The 16,558-nt window shown below is 60.0% G+C and carries 15 protein-coding genes and 1 tRNA gene; 3 read left to right on the top strand and 13 right to left on the bottom strand.

Annotation, left to right across the window (positions count from 1 at the left end):
- Complete coding sequence (ilvC, locus tag FOT55_RS15720; protein ID WP_025304638.1) at nt 1-1,476, bottom strand: ketol-acid reductoisomerase; 1,476 nt, start codon at nt 1,474-1,476, stop codon at nt 1-3.
- 168 nt (nt 1,477-1,644) lie between these two features.
- On the opposite strand from ilvC, the gene ilvY reads away from it, so the two are divergent.
- On the top strand, nt 1,645-2,535 hold the full coding sequence (gene ilvY, locus FOT55_RS15715; RefSeq protein WP_004929971.1) for an HTH-type transcriptional activator IlvY: 891 nt from the start codon (nt 1,645-1,647) through the stop codon (nt 2,533-2,535).
- A gap of 9 nt (nt 2,536-2,544) precedes the next feature.
- On the opposite strand, the gene FOT55_RS15710 is transcribed toward ilvY, so the two are convergent.
- The 10 genes from FOT55_RS15710 to FOT55_RS15665 form a co-directional block, all read right to left on the bottom strand.
- Nucleotides 2,545-3,246, bottom strand: a complete 702-nt coding sequence (locus tag FOT55_RS15710) for a DUF2461 domain-containing protein (protein ID WP_147823692.1) — start codon at nt 3,244-3,246, stop codon at nt 2,545-2,547.
- Nucleotides 3,247-3,267: 21 nt separating this feature from the next.
- On the bottom strand, nt 3,268-3,846 hold the full coding sequence (locus FOT55_RS15705) for a hypothetical protein (protein ID WP_147823691.1): 579 nt from the start codon (nt 3,844-3,846) through the stop codon (nt 3,268-3,270).
- On the bottom strand, nt 3,846-4,841 hold the full coding sequence (locus tag FOT55_RS15700) for a hypothetical protein (RefSeq protein ID WP_060435225.1): 996 nt from the start codon (nt 4,839-4,841) through the stop codon (nt 3,846-3,848). The genes FOT55_RS15705 and FOT55_RS15700 overlap by 1 nt, the downstream gene beginning before the upstream one ends.
- A 112-nt stretch (nt 4,842-4,953) precedes the next feature.
- Complete coding sequence (ilvA, locus tag FOT55_RS15695) at nt 4,954-6,498, bottom strand: threonine ammonia-lyase, biosynthetic (protein WP_049294983.1); 1,545 nt, start codon at nt 6,496-6,498, stop codon at nt 4,954-4,956.
- A gap of 5 nt (nt 6,499-6,503) precedes the next feature.
- Entirely contained in the window at nt 6,504-8,354 is a 1,851-nt protein-coding gene (ilvD, locus tag FOT55_RS15690; protein ID WP_049294984.1) for a dihydroxy-acid dehydratase, read from the bottom strand.
- Nucleotides 8,355-8,455: 101 nt separating this feature from the next.
- Nucleotides 8,456-9,382 (bottom strand): branched-chain amino acid transaminase, encoded by a 927-nt coding sequence (locus FOT55_RS15685; protein WP_016930475.1) that lies wholly within the window; start codon nt 9,380-9,382, stop codon nt 8,456-8,458.
- Between the two features lie 23 nt (nt 9,383-9,405).
- A complete protein-coding gene (gene ilvM, locus FOT55_RS15680; RefSeq protein ID WP_004929955.1) occupies nt 9,406-9,663 on the bottom strand; it encodes an acetolactate synthase 2 small subunit in 258 nt (85 codons plus the stop codon).
- Entirely contained in the window at nt 9,660-11,306 is a 1,647-nt protein-coding gene (ilvG, locus tag FOT55_RS15675; RefSeq protein ID WP_147823690.1) for an acetolactate synthase 2 catalytic subunit, read from the bottom strand. The genes ilvM and ilvG overlap by 4 nt, the downstream gene beginning before the upstream one ends.
- 141 nt (nt 11,307-11,447) lie before the next feature.
- Complete coding sequence (ilvL, locus tag FOT55_RS15670) at nt 11,448-11,546, bottom strand: ilv operon leader peptide (protein ID WP_013814970.1); 99 nt, start codon at nt 11,544-11,546, stop codon at nt 11,448-11,450.
- Between the two features lie 133 nt (nt 11,547-11,679).
- Nucleotides 11,680-12,912, bottom strand: a complete 1,233-nt coding sequence (locus FOT55_RS15665; RefSeq protein ID WP_084827060.1) for an MFS transporter — start codon at nt 12,910-12,912, stop codon at nt 11,680-11,682.
- A gap of 341 nt (nt 12,913-13,253) precedes the next feature.
- On the opposite strand from FOT55_RS15665, the gene FOT55_RS15660 reads away from it, so the two are divergent.
- A complete protein-coding gene (locus FOT55_RS15660; RefSeq protein WP_147823689.1) occupies nt 13,254-14,777 on the top strand; it encodes a YifB family Mg chelatase-like AAA ATPase in 1,524 nt (507 codons plus the stop codon).
- 27 nt (nt 14,778-14,804) lie between these two features.
- Here the strand turns inward: FOT55_RS15660 and FOT55_RS15655 are convergent, their stop codons facing one another.
- Nucleotides 14,805-15,143, bottom strand: coding sequence for a MaoP family protein (locus FOT55_RS15655; protein ID WP_004929946.1), 339 nt, complete (start codon nt 15,141-15,143; stop codon nt 14,805-14,807).
- Between the two features lie 119 nt (nt 15,144-15,262).
- On the opposite strand from FOT55_RS15655, the gene hdfR reads away from it, so the two are divergent.
- Nucleotides 15,263-16,090 carry an HTH-type transcriptional regulator HdfR gene (gene hdfR, locus FOT55_RS15650; RefSeq protein WP_025304646.1) on the top strand — a complete coding sequence of 276 codons (828 nt, stop codon included), beginning with the start codon at nt 15,263-15,265 and terminating at the stop codon, nt 16,088-16,090.
- A gap of 268 nt (nt 16,091-16,358) precedes the next feature.
- Here the strand turns inward: hdfR and FOT55_RS15645 are convergent.
- A tRNA-Trp gene (locus FOT55_RS15645) sits at nt 16,359-16,434 on the bottom strand.
- Nucleotides 16,435-16,558: the final 124 nt, after the last annotated feature.

Raw genomic sequence — 16,558 nt, 5'->3', positions numbered from 1 at the left:
TCAGCCCGCGACGGCGATGCGTTTCATGTCAGTCATGTAGCCACGCAGTTTACGGCCAACGGTTTCGATAGGGTGGCTGCGCACCGCTTCATTCACGTCGCGCAGTTGCGCGTTGTCCACCGCCGTACCCGCCACGGCTTTGCCCAAATCGCCCGCCTGCAGAGTGGTCATGAAGTCTTTCAGCAACGGCACCGCCGCGTTGGCGAACAGGTAGTTGCCGTACTCCGCGGTATCGGAGATGACCACGTTCATTTCATACAGACGCTTACGCGCAATGGTGTTGGCGATCAACGGCAGCTCGTGCAGTGACTCGTAGTAAGCCGACTCTTCGATGATACCGGCATCGACCATGGTTTCGAACGCCAGCTCGACGCCTGCTTTCACCATCGCCACCATCAGCACGCCGTGATCGAAGTACTCTTGTTCACCGATCTTGCCTTCAAACTGCGGCGCATTCTCGAACGCGGTTTTGCCGGTCTCTTCGCGCCAGGTCAGCAGTTTCACGTCGTCTTCCGCCCAGTCGGCCATCATGCCGCTGGAGAAAGCGCCGGAGATGATGTCGTCCATGTGCTTCTGGAACAGCGGTGCCATGATGGTTTTCAGCTGTTCGGACAGCGCATAGGCACGCAGCTTGGCCGGGTTGGACAGGCGATCCATCATCAGGGTGATGCCGCCCTGCTTCAGCGCTTCGGTGATGGTTTCCCAGCCGAACTGAATCAGTTTCTCGGCGTAAGCCGGATCGGTGCCCTCAGCAACCAGCTTGTCGAAGCACAGCAGCGAACCCGCCTGCAGCATGCCGCACAGAATAGTCTGCTCGCCCATCAAATCGGATTTCACTTCAGCGACGAAGGAAGACTCCAGCACGCCGGCGCGGTGGCCGCCGGTCGCCGCCGCCCAGGCCTTGGCGATCGCCATGCCTTCGCCTTTCGGATCGTTTTCCGGGTGAACCGCAATCAGGGTCGGCACGCCGAAGCCGCGCTTGTACTCTTCACGGACTTCGGTGCCCGGGCATTTCGGCGCTACCATCACCACGGTGATATCTTTGCGCACCTGCTCACCCACTTCAACGATGTTGAAGCCGTGGGAGTAACCCAGCGCCGCGCCGTCTTTCATCAGCGGCTGCACCGCGCGCACTACGGAAGAGTGCTGCTTGTCCGGCGTCAGGTTGACCACCAGATCCGCCTGCGGGATCAGGTCTTCGTAGGTGCCGACCTTAAAGCCGTTTTCGGTCGCCTTGCGCCAGGAAGCGCGCTTCTCGTCGATCGCTTCTTTGCGCAGGGCATAGGCGACATCCAGACCGGAATCGCGCATGTTCAGCCCCTGGTTCAGGCCCTGGGCGCCACAGCCGACAATCACCACTTTTTTACCTTTCAGGTAGCCGGCTTCGTCAGCAAATTCGTCGCGCGCCATAAAGCGGCATTTACCCAATTGCGCCAACTGCTGACGCAGGTTCAATGTGTTGAAATAGTTAGCCATGGTGGTACTCCGGTTTGATGTTGTCTTGCATTGTTATTTTCATTCCCCGCCCTGTCTGTGCGGAGATTCGTTAAACTCAATGTATAACAGGAAATGCGTTGCTTAAATTGATATATTGAGAACGTGACATTGCAATTTTTGCAACACTCTCACTGCGAGCGTATCGATATGGATTTACGTGATTTAAAGCTGTTCCTGCATCTGGCCGAAAGCCATCACTTCGGGCGCACCGCCAAGGCGATGCACGTCAGCCCGTCGACGCTCTCCCGCCAGATCCAGCGGCTGGAAGAGATCCTCGGGCAGCCGCTGTTCCTGCGCGATAACCGCACCGTGCAGCTCACCGACGCCGGCGAACAGCTGAAAGAATTCGCCCAGCAAACGCTGCTGCAATATCAGCAGCTGAAGCACTCGCTCGGCCAGCACGGCCCTTCGCTGAGCGGCGAACTGCGGCTGTTCTGCTCGGTGACCGCCGCGTACAGCCACCTGCCGCCGATCCTCGACCGCTTCCGCGCGCAGCACCCGCTGGTAGAGATCAAGCTGACTACCGGCGACGCCGCCGACGCGGTCGACAAGGTGCAGTCCAACGAGGCCGATCTCGGCATCGCCGGCCGGCCGGAAACGCTGCCCGCCAGCGTGGCGTTCACCAAAATCGGCGAAATTCCGCTAGTGCTGATCGCGCCGGCGCTGCCCTGTGCGGTGCGCAGCCAGGCGTTCGCCGACAAGCCCGACTGGGCCGAGATCCCGTTCATCCTGCCGGAGCACGGCCCCTCGCGAAAACGCATCGAGCTGTGGTTCCGCCGCCATCGCATCAGCAATCCGCTGATTTACGCTACCGTCGGCGGCCACGAGGCCATCGTGTCGATGGTGGCCCTGGGCTGCGGCATCGCGCTGATCCCAAGCGTGGTGGTGGACAACAGCCCGGAGCCGGTACGTAACCGCATCTCGCAGCTGGATAACATCTCGATGGTCGAACCGTTTGAACTGGGGGTCTGCGTTCAGAAAAAACGCCTCAGCGATCCGTTGATCGACGCCTTTTGGCGGTTGCTGCATCCTCGCTGACGCGGGGTTTCAAAGGTCCGCCGGATCGATCTGCTTCATCGTCTCTACCTGCATCAACCAGTGGTAGAGCGGCTCAAGCTGCAAAAATGCCCCGGCCAGCAGCGGCGCCAGATCGGCGTTGAACAGCTTTTCCACTTCGCTGTCCGTCACCATCACCGCAAACGACTTGCGGTTGTACCAGGTGGCGATCTCCGCCGCCTGTTCCTTCACCAGCGGGCGCTTGTAGCTCTCGCCCACCAGCTCGAACGGCGGCCGGCAGCAGGCGGCCACCTCCAGGAAAGGCTGCGGCCGCTGCCTCAGCGTATGGCGGAACAGATCCATGGTCGGCTTGTTGGCGCTGTAGTAGCCGAGCCCATAGCGCAGCATGTCCGGCCCCAGTTCGAAAAAGTAGACCGGCGCGTCTTTCCAGTCTTTACTCGGGCGCTTGAACGTCAGCCACATGCGGCTGCGGTAGCGCGATTTATCGTGAGAAAACCGCGTATCGCGATGAATGCGCGACAGCGTTTTGCCGATCGCCGGGCGGGTCTCGAACTGCGGGTCGATCGCCAGCATGCCGGGAGCCAGTGGCTCCACCAGCGCGCGAAACGGCGCCAGCAGCTCGCGATCGTAGATGTCGCGATTGCCGTCGAACCAGGCCTTATCGTTCTCGATCCGCACCTGCTGCAGGAAATTCAGGCCCTGCTGGCTAAAGCCGGAGAAAGGTTGCGTCATAAGTTTTTCCGTTCTGACGGTTTATCGGGTGTTGCGCAGATCTTCCCTCTGCCAACGGCGTTTGATAAACACGCGCCGACGCGTGCGGAAATAGGCGACATACAGGTAGAACGCCGCCCGGTTACTGAACAGCGCACCGCCAGCCACGCCCCCCAGCAGCAGGGCGCCGGTGGCGATGCCGGTCATGCCCGCCGCCCACGCCGCCGCGGCGCCGAGGCAACACAGACCGAGCATGCCAAGGTAATATTGCAACAATACCACCCCGCTGTTTTTACCCTGCACCAGTTGGAACAGGATCAACGTCATCCACACCGCCACGATCGCGCCGCTGCCCATCAACACGGCGGCGGAGGTCTTGCCGCTCCAGGCGGCCGCCACATCCGTGACCAGACCCATCACGCCCGCCAGCCCCAGCGTCAGGCACACCATCAGCAACATGACGTTGCCGACGCCCGGCGGCGACAGCCGCTGGCCCGGCGTCATGAAATGCTGCTCGAGCTGCGCATCCACACCGGCGAAAAGTGCGCGATCGCGCGCCGCGATTTGGCTTTCCATCTCCCGACCCTGCACGATCAGGCGTTTAATCATCCACTCCGCCATTACCTCACCATCTGCGGCAATTTCTGCATAATGCCCACAAAATACTGCCCGGTGGTTTTCACATTCACCGGCGCCGACAGGGTGCCGCTGATGCCGCTGCCGACAAACGTCAACGCGTTATTGAGCGCCGAGTGCAATTGCTGGCGCAGCCCGTTTTGGATCGCTTCCGTCGGGTAGCGTTTCGGATACAGGCCGTTCTTCACCATCTCTTTCAAGACGTTGTTGGAAATTCCCGGATTTTCCGCCCGAATGATGTTTTCGGTCAGTCGCTTCCTTTCGCTGCGGGGCATGCTTTTCAGCCACTCCGTCGCCTTGCGCGCCGAAATGCGGCGCATGGCACGATAGGTCATCGTCGCTTCCTTCAGGGCAGCCCCGGCGCTGGCCAGCGAGATCACATCGAGCACGGTACTGGTGGCGATATACCACTGCTCTGAATCGAGCTGAGCCAATTCATCGCCTTTCCCGTCATAAAGCTTGTTGACGCGGTACAGCCCATTGCCGCACTGCAACGCGCTGGCGGCCATGCCGGCATAGCCCAGATAAGCCACCGCTGAGCTGGTACCGCCGGTAAATGGCACGGCGACGCTGCCCGACGCCAGTAAAAAGACCGATACCAGCAGCGTTCCACACGACAGCGCGGCCGAGGCCAGCTCTTTGCTGACGCTGGGTTTGCTCAACGCTTCCGACAGCGTATTGGTCGCGGCAACGCGCGAGGTATGAGCCACCGTTTTGCTGATGACCACGTGGGTAACCTGCGAAGCGTTCGAGTAACCGGTGTGCTGCGTCGGGCGGACTAAAAATGAGTTTTGCCCGTCGGAAAAAATAATTCCCACGCCATGAAAGGCGAGGCTGCAGTCCAGCGAGTCCTGCAAGGCTTGCAGATTAATATCGCGATAGAATTCTTGTACGCCGGTATTGCCCAACAGGCGGGCAAACTCGGCGTTGGTCAAATCGTCTTCGGGAGAACCGAACGGCGTAGAAAAAGCAGTGTTCATTGTCGTGCATCCCTATACGTCAGAAGTCTTGGCAGTATAAAAATGCACGACAAAATCACAACCGCACAACCCATAAACTGACTCATGCGTCACGGTTACTTATCAATCCGACTCACCCCTGCAAAAAGAAGCGGAACGCCGGGTTGTCGGTTTCATCGTGGCAATCGTAGCCCAACGCCTGCAGGTGCCGCTCGAATTCCGGCTCGGATTGCGCCAGCTCGAAGGCCGCCAGCACCCGGCCGAAGTCGGTACCGTGGCTGCGATAGTGGAACAGCGAAATGTTCCAGTGCGTGCCCAGCGTTTGCAGGAACTTCAGCAGCGCGCCCGGCGACTCCGGAAATTCAAAGCTGTACAGCCGTTCGCGCAGCGGCTTCGACGGACGCCCGCCCACCATGTAGCGCACGTGCAGCTTGGCCATCTCGTCGTCCGACAGATCCACCACCTGGTAACCGTCGGCGTTGAGTTCGTCGATGATCTCCCGCCGTTCGGCGTGGCCGCGCGTCAGCCGCACGCCGACGAAAATGCAGGCGTTGTCGGCATCGGCGTACCGGTAGTTGAATTCGGTCACCGAGCGGCCGCCCAGCAGTTGGCAGAACTTGAGGAAGCTGCCCTGCTGTTCCGGAATGGTCACCGCCAGCAGCGCTTCGCGCTGTTCGCCCAGTTCGCAGCGCTCGGAAACGTAGCGCAGCCCGTGGAAGTTGAGGTTGGCGCCGGACAGCACGTGCGCCAGCCGCTCGCCCTGAATATTGTGCTGCTGGACGTACTTTTTCAGCCCCGCCAAAGCCAGCGCGCCGGAAGGTTCGGCAATGGCGCGCACGTCCTCGAACAGATCTTTGACCGCCGCGCAGATGGCGTCGCTGTCCACGGTGATCACGTCGTCCAGATACTCACGGCACAGGCGGAAGGTTTCGTCGCCGATGCGCTTCACCGCCACGCCTTCGGCGAACAGCCCGACGCGCGCCAGATCCACCGGATGGCCGGCATCCAGCGCCGCGCGCAGGCAGGCGGAGTCTTCCGCTTCGACGCCGATCACTTTGATCTGCGGCATCAGCTGTTTGATCAGCACTGCCACCCCGGCGGCCAAGCCGCCGCCGCCGACCGGTACGAAGACCCGATCCAAATGCGCGTCTTGCTGCAACAGCTCCATCGCCAGCGTGCCCTGCCCGGCGATCACCGTCGGGTGATCGAACGGCGGCACGAAAGTCATGCCTTGCTGATGGGAAAGCTCGATTGCCTTCGCTTTGGCCTCGTCGAAATTGGCGCCGTGCAGCAACACTTCGCCGCCGAAGCCGCGCACCGCATCCACCTTGATGTCCGCGGTGGACACCGGCATCACGATCAGCGTTTTGATCCCCAGCCGTTTACCGGAGAAGGCGACGCCCTGCGCGTGGTTGCCGGCCGAAGCCGTCACGACGCCGCGCGCCTTCTGCTCTTCGTCCAGCCCGGCAATCATCGCATAGGCCCCGCGCAGCTTGAAGCTGTGCACCGGCTGGCGATCTTCGCGCTTCACCAAAATGGTGTTGCCGAGGCGCGAAGAGATTTTGCTCATGGCCTGCAACGGGGTGACTTGCGCCACCTCGTAAACCGGCGAGCGCAGTACCGCTCGCAGATATTCCGCGCCGCAGGGGGCGCTGGGTAGGGGTTGAGAGACCGCCATGCTGCTTATCCCCCCAGTTTGCTCTTGTCGCGCACCGCGCCTTTGTCGGCGCTGGTGGCCAACGAGGCGTAGGCGCGCAGCGCGAAGGACACCTGACGTTCACGGTTTTTCGGCGTCCAGGCCGCGTCGCCGCGCGCCAGTTCCGCCTCATGCCGCGCCGCCAACTCCTGCTCGCTGACATCCAGCTGGATGCCGCGATGAGGAATGTCGATCGCGATCATGTCGCCGTCCTGCACCAGGGCGATCAGGCCGCCGTTGGCCGCTTCCGGCGAAGCGTGGCCGATGGACAACCCGGAGGTGCCGCCGGAGAAACGCCCGTCGGTGATCAGCGCACACGCCTTGCCCAGCCCCATCGATTTCAGGTAGGTGGTTGGGTAAAGCATTTCCTGCATGCCCGGCCCGCCTTTCGGCCCTTCGTAGCGAATCACCACTACGTCGCCCGCCACCACTTTGCCGCCGAGGATCGCTTCTACCGCGTCGTCCTGGCTTTCATACACTTTGGCCGGGCCGCGGAAGGTGAGGATTTCTTTGTCCACGCCGGCGGTTTTGACGATGCAGCCGTTTTCCGCCAGGTTGCCGTACAGCACCGCCAATCCGCCGTCCTGACTGTAAGCGTGCTCACGGGTGCGGATGCAACCTTCCTTGCGGTCGGTGTCCAGCGAATCCCAACGGCAATCCTGGGAGAATGCCTGCGTGGTGCGGATACCGGCCGGCCCGGCGGAGTACATTTTCTTGACGCTTTCGTCGCGGGTCAGCATCACGTCGTAGGCTTCCAGCGTCTGCGGCAGGGTCAGCCCCAATACGTTGTTCACCTCGCGGTTCAGCAAGCCGGCGCGGTCCAGCTCGCCGAGGATGCCGATCACGCCGCCGGCGCGGTGCACGTCTTCCATGTGATATTTCTGCGTGCTCGGCGCCACCTTGCACAGGTGCGGCACTTTGCGCGACAGGCGATCGATGTCTTCCATGGTGAAGTCCACCTCGCCTTCCTGCGCCGAAGCCAGCAGGTGCAGCACGGTGTTGGTCGAGCCGCCCATGGCGATGTCCAGCGTCATGGCGTTTTCAAACGCCGCCTTGTTGGCGATATTGCGCGGCAGCGCGCTTTCGTCATCCTGCTCGTAATAGCGTTTGGTCAGCTCGACGATGCGCTTGCCGGCGTTGAGGAACAGTTCCTTGCGATCGGCGTGGGTGGCCAGCAGCGAGCCGTTGCCCGGCTGCGACAGGCCCAGCGCTTCGGTCAGGCAGTTCATCGAGTTGGCGGTGAACATGCCGGAGCAGGAACCGCAGGTCGGGCAGGCAGAACGCTCGATCTGCTCGCTGTCGGCGTCGCTGACGTTCGGGTTCGCGCCCTGGATCATCGCATCCACCAGATCCAGCTTGATGATCTGGTTGGAGAGTTTGGTCTTGCCGGCTTCCATCGGGCCGCCGGAGACGAAGATCACCGGGATATTCAGGCGCAACGCCGCCATCAGCATGCCTGGGGTGATCTTGTCGCAGTTGGAGATGCACACCATCGCGTCGGCACAGTGAGCGTTCACCATGTATTCGACCGAGTCGGCGATCAGCTCGCGCGACGGCAGGGAATAGAGCATGCCGCCGTGGCCCATGGCGATGCCGTCATCCACCGCGATGGTGTTGAACTCTTTGGCCACGCCGCCGGAGACTTCGATCTGTTCGGCGACCAGTTTGCCCAGATCGCGCAGATGCACGTGGCCCGGCACGAACTGGGTAAAGGAGTTGACCACGGCGATAATCGGCTTGCCGAAATCGGCGTCGGTCATCCCGGTCGCGCGCCACAATGCGCGGGCACCCGCCATATTGCGGCCGTGGGTGGTGGTGGCGGAACGGTACTTAGGCATGCTCTTTTCACTCCAAATGTATTTATGGCAGGCGGCGAACGAACCGCCTGGATATTCTTATCTTGTCTGTCTTGTCGTCCGCGTTGAGGCGAACCTTTTTGTTACGGATTTACCGGATCCAGCCAGCCGTATTTGTCTTCTGTCTTGCCGCTGAACAGGCCGAAGAACGCCTGTTGGATCTGTTTGGTCACCGGGCCGCATTTGCCGATGCCGACCTGAATGCCGTCCACGCTGCGCACCGGCGTGATTTCCGCCGCGGTGCCAGACATGAACACTTCGTCGGCCAGGTACAGCGATTCGCGCGACAGCACCTGCTCGCGCACCTCGAAGCCCATGTCTTTCGCCAGCTTGATGATCGCGTCGCGGGTGATGCCCGGCAGCGCCGACGAGGTGAACGGCGGGGTATAGAGCACGCCGTCTTTCACTTCAAACAGGTTCTCGCCCGCCCCTTCGGAAATGTAACCGTGCACGTCGAGCGCAATGCCTTCCTGATAGCCGTGGCGGCGCGCTTCGCTGCCCACCAGCAGGGAGGAAAGATAGTTGCCGCCGGCCTTGGCCGCAGTGGGGATCGTGTTTGGTGCGACGCGGTGCCAGGAGGAGACCATCGCATCGATGCCTTGATCCAGCGCTTCTTCACCCAGGTAAGCGCCCCAAGGAAACGCCGCGATAATCACGTCCGTTTTGTAACCGGCCGGCGGGTTGACGCCCATGCCGACATCGCCGACGAACACCAGCGGGCGAATGTACGCGCTGACCAGGTTGTTCTTGCGCAGCGTAGCGCGGCAGGCTTCCATCAGCTCGTCGACGCTTTGCGACACCGGCATGCGGTAGATTTTCGCCGAATCGTGCAGGCGCTGCATATGCTCGCGATGACGGAATACCACTGGCCCCAAGTGCGAGTCATAGCAGCGTACGCCTTCAAACACCGACGTGCCGTAATGCAACGCGTGCGACATCACGTGCACTTTGGCCTCGGCCCAAGGCACCATCTCACCATTGAACCAAATGTAATCGGCTTTCTTAGTCATTGTTATTTATCCTTCTCGGCGCCTCAGGCGCGTATTTGTTGTGATGTTGGCTGCTGGATCTCGACGCAGGAGACGTCCATCAGTTTGCTTAATTGAGATGACAACAGGGCGACCGGGCGCGGGCTGGCAACGGTCAATTCGATATTGATGCTGTCGGCGTTGGCCGGGGAAACCATATTCATAGCACAAACCTGAAAGCCGCGATGACGCACGACCCGCAATACGCGCTCTAACATTTCGGGGCGAAAACGCGCCTGGATCGAGAGTTGATGCTGCATCATGATATTTCCTCCAACATGGTTTCGTTACCGGCGCCCGGCGGCACCAGCGGCCAGACGTTTTCGAGTTCGTCGATAGAGACCTGCAGCAGATAAGGGCCCTCGGTGTTGAACAGCGCCTCGAGCGCGCCCTCCACCTGATCCTTGCGGCTGATGCGCTGGCCGGGAATGCCGAAGGCGGCGGCCAGCATCAGGAAGTCGGGGTTATCGGACAGGTTGGTTTCGCTGTAGCGGCCGTCGAAGAACAGCTGCTGCCATTGGCGCACCATCCCGAGACGCTGGTTGTCCAGCAGCACGATCTTCAGCGGTAGCTGTTTGCGCTTAATGGTGCCCAGTTCTTGCACGTTCATCATGAAGGAGCCATCGCCCGAGACGCAGATCACCGTATCTTGCGGACGCGCGATCTGGGCCCCGACCGCCGCCGGCACGCCGAACCCCATGGTGCCGAGGCCGCTGGAGGTGATGAAATTCTCCGGGCGCTCGAACGTCATGTGCTGCGCGCTCCACATCTGGTGCTGGCCGACGTCGGTGGTCACCACGCTGTTGGCCGGCTTGCGGGCGGACAGCTGGCGCAAGAACAGCGGCGCGTAGATCGGCTGGCCGGGGTGATCGTAGCGGCAGGCGTGCTCGGCTTTCAGCGCTATCACCTGCTGCTGCCAGGCGGCGATGTTCAGCGGGCGCTGCAACGCCGGCAGCAACGTTTTCAAATCGCCTTGCAGGGCGACATGCGCCTGGCGCAGCTTGCTCATCTCCGCCGGGTCGATATCCATGTGGATCACTTTGGCGTGCGGCGCGAAGGCGTTCAGCTTGCCGGTCACGCGGTCATCGAAACGCGCGCCGACGGCGATCAACAGATCGCACTCCTGCACCGCCAGGTTGGCAGCCTTGGTGCCGTGCATGCCCAGCATACCGAGGTACAGCGGATCTTGCGCATCCGGCGCGCCCAGCCCCTTCAGGGTGGCGACGTTCGGCATGCGGGTCACGGCGATGAACTCGCGCAGCGCCGGCACCGCCTGGGCCATGCCCACGCCGCCGCCGACGTACAGCATCGGTTTGTGCGCCTGCGCCAGCAGCTCGGCCGCCTCTGCCAACGCCGCCGCCGGGAACGCCGGCGCTTCATCGACCGGCATCAGGTGCGGATGCAGGTCGCCCTGCGCCAGCTGGATGTCTTTCGGGATATCGATCAGCACCGGGCCGGGACGGCCGCCGGCGGCGATGGCGAACGCTTCCGCCATGATGCCCGGCAAGGCGTCCAGCGATTCCACCAGGAAGCTGTGCTTGGTGCAGGCCAGAGACAGGCCGAGAACATCGATCTCCTGAAAGGCATCGGTGCCGATCAGCGCGGACCCCACCTGACCAGTGATGGCGACAACGGGAACGGAATCGAGCAGCGCATCAGCCAGGCCGGTGATCAGGTTGGTGGCGCCGGGGCCGGAAGTGGCGATACAGACACCGACTTTGCCGGTGGCGCGGGCGTAGCCGATGGCGGCCATGGCGGCGCCCTGTTCATGGCGGCACAGCAGGTGTTCCACGCCGCCGTCGTACAGCGCATCATACACCGGCATGATTGCCCCGCCCGGATAGCCGAATACGGTATCCACCCCCTGCGTACGCAACGCTTGAACTACCCACTGAGCGCCATTCATGGTTATTTCCCCGCCTTACTTCGACAACTGCAGGATTTTGTTCTGTTTTTCATGTTCTGCCCTTGCTCCACTTTTCTCTTGCCAATAAAAAACCCCCGGACCTGACGGTGCGGGGGTTCTCTTGCGATTCCGGCTTGTTTGCTAAGCCTTTCTTCGTCCAAGTGCAGCCCCGCACGGTGGGATAATAATCACCACCACGCTAATCACGACTAGGCTAATCACTTGGGCAAAGGCTTTCATAATGGGTTTGTTCACTGTGCTCATTCAGAACTAATGCTTACAGAGGTACCACAGCCGCGCGCGACATGACAACACTTTTTTTGCGTTATTATTCGGCGCAATCTGGTCATACCTCACGCGAATCGCCCCTGTTTCACACGTTGGCACGCATGTCCGGATTTTTCACCGCGTCGGTGATCGCCTTGCCGCGCGTATCCTTGCCGAAGAACACCAACAGGGCGATCGCCACCGCCACCGTACCGGCGACGATCGCCATCGCCAGGCCGTAATTATGCCCATGATGCTCGGCGATGGTGGCTTGCAGCGTAGCATTGACCGAGGCGATCAGATTGCCCAGCTGGTACACGAACCCCGGCAGCACCGCACGGGTGTTGGCCGGCACCAGTTCGGTCAGGTAGGTCGGTATCACGCCCCAGGCACCCTGCACCATGAACTGCATCAGGAAAGCGCCGATCCCCAACATTAGCGAACCGCTGGAAAATGCCCACAATGGGATCACCGGTAAGGCCAGCAACGCGGCGATAATGATCGCTTTTTTACGACCGATTTTTTCCGATAATGAACCGAAGAAAACGCCACCGATAATTGACGCAATATTGTAGCTAATGGCGATGATACTGACGGTTTTAGGGTCGAAACCGTGCTGAACTTTCAGAAACACCGGATACAGATCCTGCGTGCCGTGAGAGAAGAAATTGAACGCCGCCATCAGCAGCACCAGATAGCAGCATAGCTTCCAGTGGCTCTTCAACACCGGCAATAAAGCCGTACTTTCTTTGCGCTCACGTGCCGCCAGCCACACCGGCGACTCCTGCACGCAATAATAAATAAACGGCAGCAGCAGGATCGGCGCCGCGCCGATGACGAACATGCCGCGCCAGCCGACCGTTTCGAACAGCAGGCCGTACACCACCGCCGCCAGCAGATAACCGAACGGATAGCCGGCCTGGAAAATGCCCGACATCAGGCCGCGCGAGCGGTCCGGTATGGTTTCCATCGCCAATGACGACGCCACACCCCAGATACCGCCCATCGCAACGCCGTACAACACTCGTAACAGCAAGAAGACCGTCAACGAGGGCGCGGCGGCGGAGAGCAGCTCAAACACCGAGAAGAAGACGATATTCAGCATCAAGATCGGTTTGCGGCCATATTTTTCCGCCGCACGCCCGAAGATCAGCGCGCCGATCGGGCGCACCGCCAGCGTGAGCAGAATAGCCAACGTGACCTGTTCCAGACCGACGTGAAAAGATTGCGCGATGTCGCTGAGTAAAAATACCAGCACGAAAAAATCGAAAGCGTCGAGCGTCCAGCTTGAAAAACTGGCAATTGCCGCGTTGCGTTGCAGCGGGGTCCAACCAAACATAGTGTTATCCCTACCGTAGAGTACGAAGTCAGGAGGTTTAGCGGCTGCCGGGCAGACTGCGGCGGCGGTCGGAGTGTGTTAAAGAAGTGATTTTTATTTTAATCAATTGTTAAATACACCCGTTAACCCTATGGTTGCAATGCGTATGGGCCGCTAATGTGTTGCAGCCTTCAGCGAATTGTTAATGGGTATTGCAGCAGGTTGCGAGGTGGTTCGCACAATCTCGTTCAATTCGATGAAAATCAGTGATTATGCTGCGAGTTTCATGGAAAAAATGCCAAGAACGCCGCGCGGTACCTGGATAAATCGCGCATCATGCCGCCCTTAGCAAGGAGAGCGATATGTCACTGGCGGTAATCTATAGCCGCGCCATCATCGGCGTTCAGGCCCCTTCCGTGACGGTGGAGGTGCATATCAGCAATGGCCTGCCCGGCCTGACGCTGGTCGGTCTGCCGGAAACCACGGTAAAAGAGGCGCGCGATCGGGTGCGCAGCGCCCTGATCAACAACGGTTTCACCTTTCCCGCCCGGCGCATCACCGTCAATTTGGCACCGGCCGATCTGCCGAAAGAAGGCGGGCGTTACGATCTGCCGATAGCGCTGGCGATCCTCGCCGCCTCCGAGCAACTGCCCCTCGCACCGTTGGCACGCTACGAGTTTCTTGGCGAGCTCGCGCTGTCCGGCGCACTGCGTGCGGTCAGAGGCGCCATCCCGGCGGCACTGGCGGCGGCTGACGCCGGGCGACAATTGATCCTGTCGACGGACAACGCCGCCGAGGTCGGACTGATCGCACAGTCACAATCCCATACCGCCCAACACCTGTTGGAGGTCTGTGCTTTTTTACTCGGCCAGGGCGAACTGCCGGTGGCCGTCACACCTCCCGCAGCCGGCAATGCGTACGAAAACGCCGATCTGCGCGACATCATCGGCCAGGAGCAGGCCAAGCGGGCGCTGGAGATCGCCGCCGCCGGCGGGCATAACCTGCTGCTGATTGGGCCGCCGGGCACAGGCAAAACCATGCTGGCCAGCCGACTGACGGGCTTACTGCCGCCGCTGACGGAGCCTGAGGCGCTGGAAAGCCTGGCGATCGCCAGCTTGCAACACCCTGTTCTGAGCGCTCTGCCATGGCGCCAGAGGCCGTTTCGCGCGCCGCATCACAGCGCATCGATGGCGGCATTGGTCGGCGGCGGCTCACTGCCGCGTCCGGGCGAGATCTCGATGGCGCATAACGGCGTGCTGTTTCTGGATGAGCTACCGGAATTCGAGCGTAAGGTCCTGGATGCGCTGCGCGAGCCGTTGGAATCCGGCGAGATCGTGATTTCACGCGCCAACGCCAAGGTCTGTTTCCCTGCCAGAGTACAGTTGATCGCGGCAATGAACCCCAGCCCGACAGGGCATTATCATGGGTTGCACAACCGCGCCTCGCCGCAGCAGGTGTTGCGCTATCTGGCCCGGCTGTCAGGGCCTTTTCTCGACCGTTTCGATCTGTCTATCGAAGTGCCGCTGTTGCCGCCGGGTACGCTCAGTAAGCGGCAAACGCAGGGAGAAAGCAGTGAGCTGGTTCAGGAAAGAGTGCAACTGGCACGCGCCCGCCAGCTCGAACGCGCCGGTAAAGTCAATGCGCTGTTGAGCAACCGCGAAGTAGAACGGGATTGCGTGTTGCAGCCGGCAGACGCCGAGTTTCTGGAAGCGACATTAAACGCGTTAGGGCTATCGGTACGCGCCTGGCAGCGCATCCTGAAAGTGGCTCGCACGCTGGCGGATTTGGCGGGAGATACTGAGATCGACAGGCGCCACCTCAGCGAAGCGCTGGGCTATCGCAGTATGGATCGTCTGTTGTTACAGCTGCATCGCAGTCTGGAATGAAAATGGGGCCCGCAGGCCCCATCGTCTTTAGTCTTCGCTGTCGCTGTAATCTTCCACTGCGTCAGCCTGCGGTTTACCGCCGGACAGAGTATGGAATTTCTTCGGGCGACGTGTGCGCGCCAGATATTTAGCCCATACTTTTTCCTGCTCGGTAGCCGCTTCGCGCTCACCTCGGCACACTGCGACGAACAGCTGTTCTTCTTCAGTCGCTGGCTGGCGTTTACCCGAGTCCAGCTCGTTAAACGCGTAGCCGAAACGCTCTAGCAATTGCGCCTCTTTAATGGTGAAATCGCCGTGACGGGAGAACCCGCGAGGGTAATGTTTATTATCAAAAAAACGATTGGTCGTGGTGAAGCTATCCGCCATCTGACACGCTCCTAATTCTCTTATGGCCGTGCTGTTTATGGCGCGGAGTATTAGATAGGCTTGACAGCGTGTAAAACAAAACATTTAAATCTTAACGACAAATTTTTTTGGAGATAGGTGTGGATACCGAATTACTGAAAACCTTTTTGGAGGTCAGTAGAACGCGTCACTTTGGCAGAGCCGCAGAATCTTTGTACTTAACGCAGTCCGCGGTCAGTTTCCGCATCCGTCAGTTAGAAAACCAGCTGGGCGCAAATTTATTTACCCGTCATCGCAATAATATCCGCCTGACGCCTGCCGGTGAGCGGCTTCTACCCTATGCCGAAAGCCTGATGAACACCTGGCAGTTGGCGAAGAAGGAGGTCGTGCGTTCGCTGCAACACACCGAGTTGTCGATCGGCGCTACCGCTTCGCTGTGGGAGGCCTACCTGACCCCCTGGTTGCAGGCGCTCTATCAACAACGCGAAGCGCTACAGCTCGAGGCCAGAGTGGCATTAAGGCACTCTTTGGTAAAACAACTGCATGAAAGGCAGCTCGATTTACTGATCACCACCGAACCGCCGAAGATGGACGAATTGGCCAGCCAACAGCTGAGCAATTTCTCATTACGCCTGTTCTCATCCGCGTATCGTGACAAACAGGCCCCAATGCCCTACATCAAGCTGGAATGGGGAGCCGACTTCCACCAACAGGAAAGCCGCATGTTGGAAGGTGATAACGTGCCGGTCCTCACGACTACCTCCGCTCATCTGACGCGTCAGTTGCTGGAAACCACGGGCGGATGCGCTTTCCTGCCCAGCCAGTGGGAAAAGGAGTATCCGCAGCTGGTGGCCACTACTGAGATCCCGCCGATTATCCGCCCACTGTATGCCGTCTGGTTGCAAAACAGCGATCAACAGCCTTTGATTCGGCAATTACTTAAAATACCTTTAAATACCGCAGCCTAAAGCATTATGGCGGCCTTAAATGCCGTCATCGTGGTAATGACTGTCTATCATGCTAAAAGCCGCCCATCGCCTTCTGAGAGAAGATAATGCAAAACGATAAGAGAATCCGGAGGCGTGCAGGGTAAAGCTCGGAAGAACATGAAGCAGCCAGGATCGGGCAAACCTCGTCATATAGCGTCAAAAGCGCTCTTTTCCAAAGCGGGAATGCACTAAGGGAAAGGATAATAGGTAAAAAAAAACCCTTTGCTTTCGCAAAGGGTTCTTAATATGGCAGGGGCGGAGAGACTCGAACTCGCGACACCCGGTTTTGGAGACCGGTGCTCTACCAACTGAGCTACGCCCCTAAATCTCGCTTAACATTATGCCTGCTAATAAAGCAGGCATAATTAAATAAGTGGCGGAACGGACGGGGCTCGAACCCGCGACCCCCTGCGTGACAGGCAGGTATTCTAACCAACTGAACTACCG

It is taken from the genome of Serratia bockelmannii (assembly GCF_008011855.1).
Classification (GTDB): Bacteria; Pseudomonadota; Gammaproteobacteria; order Enterobacterales; family Enterobacteriaceae; genus Serratia; species Serratia bockelmannii.
This window is presented reverse-complemented; position numbering and strand designations above follow the sequence as displayed.